The organism is Gluconobacter kanchanaburiensis NBRC 103587, from assembly GCF_007988905.1.
GTDB lineage: Bacteria > Pseudomonadota > Alphaproteobacteria > Acetobacterales > Acetobacteraceae > Gluconobacter > Gluconobacter kanchanaburiensis.
On record NZ_BJVA01000003.1, the window covers coordinates 253,087 to 265,648 of the forward strand.

Genomic DNA, 12,562 nt, shown 5'->3' on the forward strand with positions numbered 1-12,562 from the left:
GGGCCGCCCTTCAGGGGCGGCCGATGGACTGGTAATTGAATCCGGCCTCACGCATGAGGTCGGGGCTCCAGATATTCCGCAGATCCGCGATAGCGTTGCCGCGCATGGCGTCGCGCAGGCGGAGGGGATCGAGGGCGCGGAACATGTTCCATTCCGTCAGGACGACCACGACATCTGCATCCTGCGCGGCTGACAAAGCATCTTCGCAGTAGCGCACGCCGTCCGGCAGGAGCGAGCGGGCGGCGGCCATGCCTTCGGGATCGAAGACCTGAAGGATTGCCCCCGCGTCGTGCAGGCGGGCGAGGATGGGCAGGGACGCCGCTTCGCGCATGTCATCCGTGTCTGGCTTGAACGTCAGGCCGAGGATGCCGACGGTCTTGCCGACAAGGCTTCCGCCTGCCTGTGTGATGATGCGCTCGGCCATGCCGGTTTTGCGGGCTTCGTTGATAGCGACCGTGGCTTCCACCAGTTGTGTGGGGGCGCCGGCATCCTGGGCGATCGCGGTCAGGGCGCGGGTGTCCTTGGGGAAGCATGAGCCGCCATAGCCTGGTCCGGGGCTGAGGAAACGGCTGCCGATCCGCTGGTCGAGGCCCATGCCACGGGCGACGTCATGGATATTGCCGCCGACTTTTTCGCACAGATCGGCCATTTCGTTGATGAAGGTGACTTTCATCGCGAGGAAGGCATTGGCGGCGTATTTGGTCAGTTCCGCCGTTTCCAGATCCGTCAGGACGATCGGGGCCTGAATGGCCGTGAGTGGTCGGTAGAGCTGTTCGATCAGACTCTGCGCGCGGCTGCCGCCATCCGGGCCGGAGCGGTCGATGCCGACGATGACGCGGTCCGGGCGCATGAAATCGTCGATCGCGTTGCCTTCGCGCAGGAATTCGGGGTTCGAGGCCACGTCGAAGGTCAGGTCCGGGCGGGTCTGGCGCAGGATGCGGGCGACTTCGCGACCCGTGCCGACGGGGACGGTCGATTTGGTGACGACCAGCAGGTCCGTCCGGGCGGCACGGGCGATTTCTTCGGCGGCCGCATAGACATAGGTCAGATCGGCGTGTCCATCGCCGCGCCGGGTGGGGGTGCCGACCGCGATGAACACGGCATCGGCGTTTTCCATGGCTGCGCCGAGGTCGTCTCCGAAGGTCAGGCGGCCTGCGGCGACGTTGCTGCTGACGAGGGCGTCCAGTCCGGGTTCGTAGATGGGGATGCGCCCGTCATGGAGGGCCGCGAGCTTTTTCGGGTCCCGTTCCACGATGGCGACGTCCGCTCCGAACTCGGCGAAGCAGGCACCTGAGACGAGACCGACATATCCGCCACCGACCATTGCAATACGCATCTCTGGACCCTCTCCTTTACGGTCCGACGTGCATAGCCGGGGGCAGGATGGGGTGCAAATCCCGGGGACCCACCGTCTAGCGCGTGGGGCGGGCGCAGGCGTTCGAGGCTGCGAAACCCTGAAGGGCGGGGGGCAGGTTCGTCACTTCGTTCGAGTCTGCTAGCATGTTGCGGCCCTCTTTCGACCATTTGGCGAGGGATAGGCTTGGGGCATCGAAGCGGCCACTGACGCGGATGGGAACATCCAGCGCGAAGAAGCTGGTGGAGAAGGGGCGGCTGGCGAAGACGAGATCGAGCCATCTGCGGTTAAGGTTGAAATTCGCCTTTGCTGCGATGGTCCCGGCTCCTGTCCGCAGGCGGAGTGGAACGACCGTGCCGACACCCTGATTCATCTGAAGCACGCCAAGCAGACATGTGATGGGCGTGACGCCCTTGGCGTGGCGGAACAGCAGGCGCAGATCCATCGAGGCAGCTTCGACGATCTCGCGGGCGATTTCGCCTTTTTCCATACTGACGGCGGCAGTCATGTTGGCGCGGCTCATGGCTTCGTTGAGGGTGTGAACCCTGTTCGCGCTGGCGATCACGCGGAAGCTCAGGCTGCCCTTGACCGGAACGGGTGCGAGGCCCGCGACGCGGCGCAGACGGTCAATATCACCATGGGTCAGCGCGACTTCGGCGGCGATGCGTGAGGATGGGCCGTCGGCTTCGATATGTCCGTTGGCACTGAGGGACGCGCCGATATAGCCGAGACGCAGCAGGGGGACATCAATCCGGTTGGGGATCTGTGCTGCCTGGATTCTGAGATTCGTGAAATCGAGTTTGTTGTAGACAAGCTGGCGGGCGGACAGATCGAAATGGACCAGCGGGTCCGGATCGGGGGGCGTCAGTAGCACCAGGTCGGCATGTAGCGTGGAGGGGCTTTTTTTGCTGCCTCTGGAGCCGGACGGGGCGAGAATGGGCATGAGACCGTTGATGTCGAGGCGGCCAAAGCCGATTTTGGCTGTCACGTCATCGGGTTTGCCATGACTGCCCTCGATCAGGGTGAAGTCACCGTCCTGCATTGTACTGGTCTGGATGGTGCCGCGCGCCTTGCTGAAATGCCAGTCATTGCCGGAATGGCTGAAATCGCCGGACAGATCCAGCTTGACCGGGGCATGATCGCCCGTCATCCCGGCCATGCTGAACAGCGCGTCAGAGCTGGGCGTTGTGACGGTGGTATGGCCTTCCACGCCGTCGAAATTCAGTGGATCTGTCAGGGTGCCGGTGAAATCGGAGGTCATGTCTCCGGAAGTGACATGGGCGGTGGTGCCGTAGGGGCGTTCGGGCGTTTTGCGCAGGTCGTTCAGGGGTTCCATCTCGGCGGAAATGGTTACCGGCGTCTCGTTATAGGCTCCTGTGAGCGTCATGGTGAACGGACTGTTGTCGCTGCTTGATGCGAACTCGACCTTCGTCAGTGTGGTCTTGTAGGAGGCACCATTGGCCGAACGATAGGTGACGTCGCTGTCGAGGATCGTTGCGTTGCGCAGGCCTGGCGCGTCATGCAGGTCGGGCGGGGTGTTGGCTTTGGCCTGCTGCTCGGGAGACATCGGCGGCCGTGGGTCGTTCTGATGCGGGCCAAAGCGCCAGTTGGCCAGATGCGCGGGCGTGCGCTCGAATAGGCCGGAAAACTTCGAGATGACGATATTGCGGGCTTCTGGTGGCCCCCAGATCAGGGACGTCAGTCGGATCTGCGCGCCCAGATGGCTGAGCGTCATCATCTGTGGGCGGGAGCCGCTGGTGATGTTGGCGACGGAGATGTCGTCTGCGTCGATGGTCAGCCATGCGCCCGGATGGACGTGCAGGGCGCCGATATGGACGGTGCGGCCGAGCTTTTTCTCCAGCCGGGGCGTGGCGAAGGCGGCGAAGTCCCGGTGGTCGATCCAGATCCACCCTGCCCCGAGCAGAGCCAGGAGGAGGACGGTAAGGGACAGGAGGGAAACCAGAAACCAGCGCAGCAAGAGGACTGTCTTTCAGGACGTATTCAATGAGGTCGGACAATACCGGGAAGTTCTGTGAAGGGAAACTCCACGGTACAGGCTGGAGGATACACGGAATATTTCCGAAAACTCCGCAGCAATAAAAAGACCGTGGTTTTTTGATTGAAATAAATGCCGCAGCGTTACTGGAGGGAGTTTCGGAATTTTTCGACGGCGTGCAGGGCGCAGGCTTCGTCTTTGTCGCCGCCGGGTGCGCCGGAGACGCCCAGACCGCCGAGAATGGTATGGCTGGTGCTGCTGCGCAGGGTGACGCCGCCGGGGACGAACAGGACTTCGGGGATGGTGTTCAGGGCGCCGTTTGCGGGGCCGGTGACACCTGCGGCGATCAGTTCGCTGGTTGTGTTTTTATTGAAGGCCAGACCGTAAGAATAGGCCGTATAGGCCTTGCGGTAGGAGACGGAGAGCGATTGCAGCGGCACCGTGTCGCCCTTGACGACGGCCTGTTCATGGCCGGTCGTGTCCACGACGGCGGCGGTGACGGAATAGCCCTGTGCGGCGCAGAGGCGCACGGCTTCGGTGGCGAGAGCGGCGGCAGTTTCCCAGTCGAGTTTCTGGCTCGTGACGATATGGGAGGGTGTTTGCGCGCGGGCGGTGGGGCTCAGAAGGGCTGCGATGAGCGCTGCTGCGGGCAGAACTGTTTTTGCGTTGGGGAGCATCAGCCGGCTCTCTCGTTGTGGAACGGGCAGCATGCTGTCTGCGGGGTGTGGGTCGCAATCGGGAAAGCGGGGGTGCACGTAATGGTGTTTGATGGGGGGCTGGGGTCTCTCCCGGACCGGGGTCCGGGAGAGGGGAACGGGTCTGTTTTAGAACGCGGCCTGAATACGGGCTGCGAAGGAGTTGCCAGAGCGACCGGAAACGTTGGTGGCAGAGGCTACGCTGCGAGACGTGACGAAGTGGCTGTAGTCCACCATGAAGCGGAAATGGCGGTTCGGGTACCAGTTCAGGCCGCCGGTATAGACATTCTGCATGCCGCCCCGGACGTAGCTGACGCCGTTCTGGCTTGTGATCCCGGCCGTTGCGGCATTGATGTTGCTGTTCAGGTCCAGGCCGCTGTACTGGGCCACGGCTTCGAGGGCACCCCAGTGGTTGAGCGCGGGGTTGAATTCCTGATCAGCGCCGACACCAGGCGCACCGAAAGCGCCTTCCTTGATGTTATACATGCGGGGCTTGCCGAAAATCGTGTAGGCAGCGGCACCATACCACCCCTGGAAGTTGAACGCGGGCAGGTTGGCCTGCGAACGCTGAACGCCAACGTGATAGTATTCACCCTTCACGAGGAGGCGATCCCAGCGGAACCCGAGTTCCGGACCTGCGGCCCAGACCTGGGCAGCCTTGGTGATTGAGCCGGTTGCCACGAGGCTGGCTTCACCAACGTCAAATTCAGGACGCTGCCCAAAGGACGTCGTGCGGGAGCAGTAATTGGCGTTGGCTCCGGTGTTGCAGGCGAGGCGGAAGGCCGCTATCGCCGATACACCGACGTGAAGATCCACATCCTTGGTTGCGATTGGACGGCCGGCCGCGCGGAGCATTCCGCCTGTCTGGCTGTCGATTGTGGACCCGCTGCCACCACCGTAATAGGTGGAGCTCATGTCAGACGCGTTGCGGTGACCCCATTCCTGACCGGTGAAGTAACCTGCAACCCACCAGCGCTTCTCGTAATGCAGGCCGCCGACCACGAAGCGAGCGTCACCCGCTGCAATGTTGCGTACCATATCCGTGATGCTGGGACGTTCCAGCGTCATGAAGTCGTTGGAGCTTTCAGCATCCTCTTCCGTTACACGCGGCTGGAAATAGCCGACCGTCAGGATGGTATTGTGGAAGCCGGTGTAGTTCAGGTTGCCTTCATAGAGGCCCACATAACCGTCATTATGGTTGGCGCCGAAATCAGGTGTGACGGCTGCGACCCAGTTCTTGTAGCGGAACATGAATGGAATACGCAGGCGGCGTTGGTTGGTGGTGAAACTGTTGAAGGCACCACGGGTGTCATTGCCGCGAGGTCCAGAATTGAAGAAGCCGCCGAAGTCTTCATGATAGGCGAGGCCGATCGAGAGAGCGTAGGCGCCGTCTGAAGACTGGATCGTCGGACGACCGCCCGGGAAGCCGACCTTGATGCCGCCGACGCTGACTTCTTCGTCCTGCGCGGTGGCACGCTGGAAGTCGGCCCACGAGGAGACGTCAGCGCGGTCTGACGGTGGACGGCCGTCATCGGCGCCCGGCTTGGCCGGACGCACGCTGATCAGCGGCTGTGTAGCCGGACGCGGCTGTCCAATATAGCGGCCACGCTGTGCGTAGGGATTGTTTTCAGCTTCTTCCCGCTGGCGGGCCAGAACGGCGCGCGCGCGCTTCACTTCTTCAGCATGCTCTTTCTTCATGCTGGTGAGCTGGGCCTGCATGGCCTGGATCTGCCGTTCCATGATCTGCATCTGGTCGGCGGCGCGGGCCTGATGACAGAACGGAAGAAGAGACATCAGGGTCGTCGTGGCCAAAAGGGCCGTGGGACGGGCCTTGGTTCGGCGGGAAAGGAAAGCCATTGCTGCGGTGCGTCCTTCTGGGGAGGGCGTGTGGTCCGCAGTTCAGGTATCTGATTCGTATTTTGAAATAATGGGAAGGTTTCGTGACGGGAGCATGACAGTTCCATGACACTCCCCTCTGGAATCCGCGGGAAACCGGGAGTTCGCGTTTTTGTATGTCAGTTTTGTTGCGAAACCGGAGCGTGGGAGGCAGCTGAGAGCAGGAAGGTGTGACATTTCCGCACCGGCGGTCCTGGCCGGGTCTCTCCAGGCGGGTTGCGAAGGGTGTCATGAAACTATCACGCATGGACGACTGTTTCTGTGGGCATGTCGGCGTTACTAAGGACGCAGTTTTCACGCCCTACAAGGGATTCCCATGATCAAGAGCAGAGCTCCGCTATTCGGTCTTCTCGTCGCTACGGCCCTTGGCACTGTCGCCATGATGCCGTTTGCGTCGTCGGCGCAGGCTGCGGATATTACAGGCGCAGGTTCCAGCTTCGCCGCCCCGATCTATGGTGCATGGGGGACGGGCGCCAAGAATCAGGCTGGTATTTCCGTGAACTACCAGAGCGTGGGCTCCAGCGCCGGTCAGGATCAGGTGATCGCGCGTACGGTTGATTTTGGTGCGTCCGACAAGCCGATGAGCGGCGAGCGTCTGGCCAAGGAAAAGCTGTATCAGTTCCCGACTGTCATGAGCGGCATCGTGGTTGTGGCGAATGTTCCGGGCATCGCGCCGGGCCAGCTTCACCTCGATGGCCCGACGCTGGCTGCGCTTTATGATGGCGAAATTACGTCCTGGGACGATGACCGTATTAAAGCGCTCAACCCGGGTCTGAAACTGCCGGAAACGGATGTGGCGCCGATCCATCGCGCCGACGGATCCGGCACGAGCTATGTTTTTACATCCTATCTGTCGCAGGTCTCTCCGACCTGGAAGCAGAAGCTGGGTGCCGGCACGTCCATTGCCTGGCCGGGCGGTTCGGGTGCGCGTGGCAATGACGGCATTGCCGCTATGGTTCGCCAGACCGAAGGTGGCGTGGGTTACGTCGAGTATTCCTACGCGGCGCAGAACCACCTGAACATCGCTCAGATGAAGAATCACAGCGGTGCGTTCGTCGCCCCGACGCTGGCCAGCTTCACCGAGGCCGCCAAGGCTGCGGACTGGACGCATGCCGATCACTATGCCGTGAATCTGCTGGATACGGATGGTGCCGGGTCCTGGCCGATCGTGACGGCCACGTTCGTTCTCGTGCCCGTCGATGCCGCGCAGAAGGCTTCCGGCAAGGCTGTCCGGGACTTCTTTACATGGGGTTTCCAGAACGGCGACGCGGATAACACCCGTCTCGACTATGTCGGTCTGCCGCAGAGCGTGAAGTCGGACATTCTGGCCAACTGGCCGAAATAAGTCCTGCCTTCCCTGTCCGAAATGAGGGGACAGACCTGAATTCGGGGCTGGTCAGTCAGGACAAAAAGGCGTTGAGTATGAAAACGGGCTTCTCCAGCAGGGGAAGCCCGTTTTCAGTTTTCTGCTTTGTCCTGTCATGGTGCCTGCGTGTCCGTTACGTCACTTTCTGAACAGCCCTCCCCTCCGCCGATGAATGCTCTTACCCGCGTCCTGATCGGACTGATCTTCATTCTGGGGCCCGTTTCGACGGATATGTATCTTCCGGCGTTTCCGGCGCTCGAGCATGATCTGGGGCACGGGGCGGGATCGGCTCAGCTCACGTTGACGGCCTGGCTGGCAGGGCTTGCGATCGGACAGTTCACGCTTGGGCCTTTGTGTGACCGGTATGGGCGCAAACTGCCGTTGCTCTGTGGGCTAGTGGTCTATGCGGCCGCATCGGTGGGGCTGGCTCTGACGAACAGTTTCCACGCATTCTGCATCCTGCGTTTCGTGGCTGCGCTGGGTGGAGCGATCAGTTCGGTCGCGCCCAGGGCGATGGTCCGTGACGTGGCGACCGGCTCGGCAGGCGTCAAGCTGATGTCGCAGCTTATGCTGATCTTCGGTCTGGGGCCTCTGTTGGCACCGTCGATCGGGAGCTTCCTGCTCGATCTGGGCGACTGGAGGCTGATTTTCTGGGCCAATGTGATCTTCGGACTTGCCATGTTTTTGGGGACGCTGTGCTTTCTGCCCGAGACGTTGCCCATGGAGCGGCGTTTCGCTCTGCCGGTCAGTGGCATGGTGGCGCGTTACCGGGATCTCTCACGGGAGCCGCTGTTCTGTTCTGCGGTGATGGTCGTGAGTTTCGCGACGTTCACCATGTTCGCCTATCTATCGAACGCGCCTGCGCTGTTTGAGGGAATCCTGCATTTTTCGCCCCACATGTTCGCGATTTTCTTTGGACTGAACGGTATGGGGTTCATTCTGGGATCACAGATCAATGCGCGGCTTGCCAATCGCTTCCTGTTCACGAGGGTGATGGAAACGGGCATGCTGTCGGTGCTGGTGTTCTGCGTGCTGGGGGTGCTGGTCTGTCTGACGGGATTTGCCGGGCCGGGTGATCCGTGGATCCTGTGTGTCCTGATCTGGTGCACGACATTTTCTCTGGGCTTCATCGGTCCGAACGCAGGCATTCTTGCGCTGACGCATCATGGGCATCAGGCGGGGGCGGCGTCTGCTCTGATGGGGACGATGAACTGGACGATCGCAGGTCTGGCTGGCGTCATGATGTCGTTTCTGCCGACACACTGGGTCGGGTCGACATCGGTCGGAATGTTGGTGGGAATCAGCGGATGCTGGCTGTGCGATCTGTGGCGTCGCAGGCTGGATCCGGAGTCCTATCTCTCTGTTCGTCACTGAACGCGGAACGTGCCTGACGGGAGAGGCAGGAGCGGGACGCCCGGCACGAAGGCCGGGCTTGTCCCGAGAAGACTGTGATCAGCTCTCGGAAACGCGGTCGGAAGCAACCGTGGCGATCATCAGGGCGCCGATCATCGGAACGAAGGCAACCATCGAGAACTGGGCGAGAAGGCTGGTGGGAAGGCCGATCAGGTGGATCAGGGTCATGGACGTCATTTGGAAAATCTCCGTTGGTTCTGTTTGCCGACTTGCGGCGTGCAGCGGGAGAAACTCCAGAATCGGAGGGTAAAGCAACAAATACAGATGCAGGGTCAGCCCTGCATTCCGTGCATAAAGGCTTTTTAAACTTTTGCGCCTTCCGTCATTCCTGCGTCTTTGTTTTCCAGAAGGGATTATTGCGCTTTTGGTAAAGTAAAGTGTAGGAACTGCTTCAACCTGGGTTTTTGTCTTGAAACAGTACCGTCCCGGGTGGTTTTTGAAATAAAATTGCGTTCTGGCTTATTCCGCGTCCAGCGTCAGGTTGGTGTCGCGTCGCAATCCGTGCCAGCTCAACAGCGTGTCGGCGAGGAAGAACATGAGCGATCCGACCGTGCAGGCGAGAGCTATGCCAAAAAGTGCAAGCAGCCATGCTGAGGTCGAAGCGTCCCGGATCGAGCCCACGAACAGTGCCATGGCCGCGCCGCAGGTGGAGGCACCCCCGATGGCGTTTAGCAGAATCGCGGCGTCCAGAACGAAAACGCGCCGGTGCAGACGTTTCTGCTGGCTGTGGAGGCGTTCGGGCGTGTTGAGCGGATCTGCGGGCGTATCGTCCGAAGGAGGTGCGCTCAGTTTTTTCCGGACATCTTCGAGATGATCAGCGACGCGGGCGAGGCGCGTGTTGAAGACGTTAATGAGCGTGCCGATGCCCGACAGCATGAAGACGGGGGTCAGGGCGACCTGGATCAGATGGGCGGCGCTGTCGACGGGATCGGGATCGTAGGAAATCGGAAAAGGCATAGTGTCTTATACTGCATCATGCTTTTGCGGGAAGAGTACCTGAAAAGGGTACCTTCCGGGCCTGTCTGGGAGGCAGCCCCTGGCAAAAGGGGGGAGAGATGGAGTAGGGAAGAGCAGCCATTGCAAGAGACCCTCCGGCCCAGATGCTGTTTTCCTTCCGCCTGTCCTGTCGTATCGCGTTGATTGGGATAGGATTGGCCCTGTCCGTTTCCGTGGTTTCCGTTTCGACAGTCCATGCACAAGGTATCACGGAGACGCCGCCGCATTGCGCTGATTTGGCGTTTCAGGCGGAATTTGCGTGTCGGAGCTGGACCGAAGTGGCGCGGGATGTGAAGGCGGGGACCGATACCGTCATTATTCCTGTTGGCGGAACCGAGCAGAGTGGGCCATATATTGCGGTCGGCAAGCATAATGTGCGGGCGCAGGTTCTGGCGGATATGATTGCGGTTCAGGCCGGACATACGCTGGTGGCGCCTGTTGTGGCCTATGTGCCGGAGGGCTCGACCAGCCCGCGCACGTCTCACATGAAGTTTCCGGGCACGATTTCCGTGCCCCCTGCCGTGTTCGAAGGGCTGCTCAAGGGCGCGGCGGAGAGTTTCCGCGTTCAGGGCTTCAAGCGGATCGTGCTGCTGGGCGACCATGGGGGATACCAGTCTTTCATGGCGCAGGTGGCACAGGAGCTGAACCGGGCCTGGAAGGGGCAGGCGGCTGTGCTTTATCTGCGTGATTATTATGAAGTCGTTCCTCACCAGTATGCCGAGGCCCTGCGGGCGCAGGGGCATGCGGCGGAGGTGGGGCTTCATGCGGAGCTGAGCGATACGTCGCTGATGCTGGCGGTTGATCCGTCACTTGTGCGTCAGGATGCGTTGCGCGCGGCTCCGAAACCGGGTGCGGCCGAGGGCGTCTATGGTGGCGATCCGCGGCGCGCATCGGCCGGGCTCGGCCGGATCGGCACGGACATGCAGATCCGGACCGCGGTTGCGGCAATCCAGTCTTTCCAAAGGAGCCATCCATGACCTTCAAGACTCCTCTTCTGGTGGCGATGACGCTGCTGGGAGCTGCCGCGGCCCATGCGCAGGAATATTCTCCGAGTGCCCCGATGGTGCCGGTTCCGGCCGATGCGTCCGCTCCGGTCACGGCTCCGGCGCCCGCAGCAGTGCCTGCATCCGGTATTCAGACGATCCCGGGCATGCCGCCTGTGATTGATCCGAAGAACATCTACAGCGAGACGACCCCGTCCCACATCTCGCCGGCAATTGCGCAGGACCCGGCGCGCGTTTATGTGCCGAACCTGCGTGGGGACAGTGTTTCCGTTATTGATCCGGCGTCGTTTCAGGTCGTGGACACGTTCCCGGTTGGGCATTCGCCGCAGCATGTGGTGCCGTCCTGGGATCTGCGGACGCTGTGGGTGACGAATAATAGCGAAGGCCGTCCGGACGGATCGCTCACGCCGATCAATCCGGCGACGGCCAAGCCGGGCCCGTCCATTGCCGTGGATGATCCGTATAACATGTATTTCACGCCGGACGGCCGATACGCGATTACGGTGGCCGAGGCGCACAAACGTCTGGATTTCCGCGATCCGCATACGATGGAGCTGAAGGGCTCGGTCGAGACGCCGGAATGCAAGGGCGTCAATCACGCTGATTTCTCCATTGACGGCAAGTACGCGATCTTCACCTGCGAGTTTGGTGGTTATGTCGCCAAGGTCGATACGGTGAATCTGAAGATGATCGGGATGCTGAAGCTGTCCAAGGGGGGCATGCCGCAGGACATTCTGACGGCGCCGGATGGTCACAAATTCTATGTCGCGGACATGATGGCGGACGGCGTGTTCGTTGTGGATGGGGATTCCTTCAAGGAAACCGGCTTCATCCCGACGGGTATTGGCACGCATGGCCTGTATCCGAGCCGTGACGGCAAGGTGATGTATGTCGCCAATCGTGGCTCACACCGCATTCATGGTCCGAAGCACGGGCCGGGCGGGGTGTCGATTGTCGATTTTGCGACGGACAAGGTCGTCAAGACCTGGATGATCCCTGGTGGCGGTAGTCCGGACATGGGCAATGTCAGCGCGGACGGCAAGCTGCTGTGGCTGTCGGGGCGGTTTGACGATGTGGTCTATGCGATCGACACCGACACGGGTGCGATGCGCAAGATCCCGGTGGGTGCGGAGCCGCATGGCCTGACGGTCTGGCCGCAGCCGGGACGCTACAGCGTCGGGCATACGGGGATTTTGCGGTAAGGTTTGCAGGATTGATGGATCGGGAAAGGGAGGCAGGTATTCTGTCTCCCTTTTTTATTGGGTGCGGCTCTACAGATAGTTGGGGCGGCAGACGTCGAGGGCCCGTAGGGCGACTTCTCCGAACTCCTGATTGCTGGCATTGAACGAAGCGTGAAAGACTTTTCCTTCGTTTTCGTTCGTATACCAGGCTGAGTGACTGGTTCCTCGTCCCTTTGAAGCGGCAAACCGCACCTGATCTGTCTGTTCGCACTCCCAGTCTATAAAAACCAAGGCGGATTTGCATCGTGCGTCCCGCGCTTCCTTGAAACCATATTTCTCCCGGACCTTCTCCCAGAACTCATGGAAGAGCGGGCCGGACTTCTTGCTTTCCGCAGCCATCTTGTCTCGTGGAAGAGGATCTTCGTTCCATTCCATGACAAAATCACGACTTGTCTCAAGGGCTTTGCGGAGATTTTCTCCGATCCATTCCGGCGTGGCGTCCTTGCGGTCAATGAAGGTTGACCATCCGGTGACCGAGAAGAAACTTCCTCCCCGGTTATCCATTGAGGTCACCGCAACGTACTTCCGGGTCCGGATCAGGTGAGCATATCGTGTGATGCCGTTTGCACCTGGAGCAATCATGCTCGTCCTCCTGAAATCG

11 protein-coding genes are annotated in these 12,562 nt (G+C 60.9%); 4 read left to right on the forward strand and 7 right to left on the reverse strand.

The features are described from left to right. Positions 1-10: 10 nt before the first annotated feature. From GKA01_RS04225 to GKA01_RS04240, 4 genes are all read right to left on the reverse strand, one after another. A complete protein-coding gene (locus GKA01_RS04225) occupies positions 11-1,336 on the reverse strand; it encodes a UDP-glucose dehydrogenase family protein (RefSeq protein ID WP_194265835.1) in 1,326 nt (441 codons plus the stop codon). A 76-nt stretch (positions 1,337-1,412) separates the two neighbouring features. Beyond that, entirely contained in the window at positions 1,413-3,332 is a 1,920-nt protein-coding gene (locus GKA01_RS04230; RefSeq protein ID WP_146859500.1) for an AsmA family protein, read from the reverse strand. 161 nt (positions 3,333-3,493) lie between these two features. Beyond that, complete coding sequence (locus GKA01_RS04235) at positions 3,494-4,027, reverse strand: GlcG/HbpS family heme-binding protein (RefSeq protein WP_146859502.1); 534 nt, start codon at positions 4,025-4,027, stop codon at positions 3,494-3,496. Positions 4,028-4,174: 147 nt separating this feature from the next. Beyond that, on the reverse strand, positions 4,175-5,902 hold the full coding sequence (locus tag GKA01_RS04240; RefSeq protein WP_146859504.1) for an OprO/OprP family phosphate-selective porin: 1,728 nt from the start codon (positions 5,900-5,902) through the stop codon (positions 4,175-4,177). A 355-nt stretch (positions 5,903-6,257) separates the two neighbouring features. On the opposite strand from GKA01_RS04240, the gene pstS reads away from it, so the two are divergent. Then, on the forward strand, positions 6,258-7,286 hold the full coding sequence (gene pstS / locus GKA01_RS04245; protein WP_146859507.1) for a phosphate ABC transporter substrate-binding protein PstS: 1,029 nt from the start codon (positions 6,258-6,260) through the stop codon (positions 7,284-7,286). 147 nt (positions 7,287-7,433) lie between these two features. Then, complete coding sequence (locus GKA01_RS04250; protein ID WP_146859509.1) at positions 7,434-8,681, forward strand: multidrug effflux MFS transporter; 1,248 nt, start codon at positions 7,434-7,436, stop codon at positions 8,679-8,681. 78 nt (positions 8,682-8,759) lie between these two features. Here GKA01_RS04250 and GKA01_RS13585 read toward each other — a convergent pair whose 3' ends face one another. Continuing rightward, a complete protein-coding gene (locus GKA01_RS13585) occupies positions 8,760-8,897 on the reverse strand; it encodes a hypothetical protein (protein ID WP_153429664.1) in 138 nt (45 codons plus the stop codon). A gap of 282 nt (positions 8,898-9,179) precedes the next feature. Next, complete coding sequence (locus tag GKA01_RS04255) at positions 9,180-9,677, reverse strand: DUF2721 domain-containing protein (protein WP_146859511.1); 498 nt, start codon at positions 9,675-9,677, stop codon at positions 9,180-9,182. 143 nt (positions 9,678-9,820) lie between these two features. Here GKA01_RS04255 and GKA01_RS04260 point away from each other — a divergent pair, with 143 nt between their 5' ends. After that, the gene (locus GKA01_RS04260) at positions 9,821-10,693 is read left to right on the forward strand and encodes a creatininase family protein (RefSeq protein WP_194265834.1); all 873 of its coding nucleotides are present in this window, start codon (positions 9,821-9,823) and stop codon (positions 10,691-10,693) included. Then, on the forward strand, positions 10,690-11,922 hold the full coding sequence (locus GKA01_RS04265) for a YncE family protein (RefSeq protein WP_146859513.1): 1,233 nt from the start codon (positions 10,690-10,692) through the stop codon (positions 11,920-11,922). The genes GKA01_RS04260 and GKA01_RS04265 overlap by 4 nt, the downstream gene beginning before the upstream one ends. A 69-nt stretch (positions 11,923-11,991) precedes the next feature. On the opposite strand, the gene GKA01_RS04270 is transcribed toward GKA01_RS04265, so the two are convergent. Further along, on the reverse strand, positions 11,992-12,543 hold the full coding sequence (locus tag GKA01_RS04270; RefSeq protein WP_146859515.1) for a hypothetical protein: 552 nt from the start codon (positions 12,541-12,543) through the stop codon (positions 11,992-11,994). Between the last annotated feature and the right edge of the window lie 19 nt (positions 12,544-12,562).

Bases quoted from the DNA above. Each gene is read 5' to 3' on its own strand.
- GKA01_RS04225 (WP_194265835.1), bottom strand. From the start codon at position 1,336: ATGCGTATTGCAATGGTCGGTGGCGGATATGTCGGTCTCGTCTCAGGT.
- GKA01_RS04235 (WP_146859502.1), bottom strand. From the start codon at position 4,027: ATGCTCCCCAACGCAAAAACAGTTCTGCCCGCAGCAGCGCTCATCGCA.
- GKA01_RS04240 (WP_146859504.1), bottom strand. From the start codon at position 5,902: ATGGCTTTCCTTTCCCGCCGAACCAAGGCCCGTCCCACGGCCCTTTTG.
- pstS (WP_146859507.1), top strand. From the start codon at position 6,258: ATGATCAAGAGCAGAGCTCCGCTATTCGGTCTTCTCGTCGCTACGGCC.
- GKA01_RS13585 (WP_153429664.1), bottom strand. From the start codon at position 8,897: ATGACGTCCATGACCCTGATCCACCTGATCGGCCTTCCCACCAGCCTT.
- GKA01_RS04255 (WP_146859511.1), bottom strand. From the start codon at position 9,677: ATGCCTTTTCCGATTTCCTACGATCCCGATCCCGTCGACAGCGCCGCC.
- GKA01_RS04260 (WP_194265834.1), top strand. From the start codon at position 9,821: ATGCTGTTTTCCTTCCGCCTGTCCTGTCGTATCGCGTTGATTGGGATA.
- GKA01_RS04265 (WP_146859513.1), top strand. From the start codon at position 10,690: ATGACCTTCAAGACTCCTCTTCTGGTGGCGATGACGCTGCTGGGAGCT.
- GKA01_RS04270 (WP_146859515.1), bottom strand. From the start codon at position 12,543: ATGATTGCTCCAGGTGCAAACGGCATCACACGATATGCTCACCTGATC.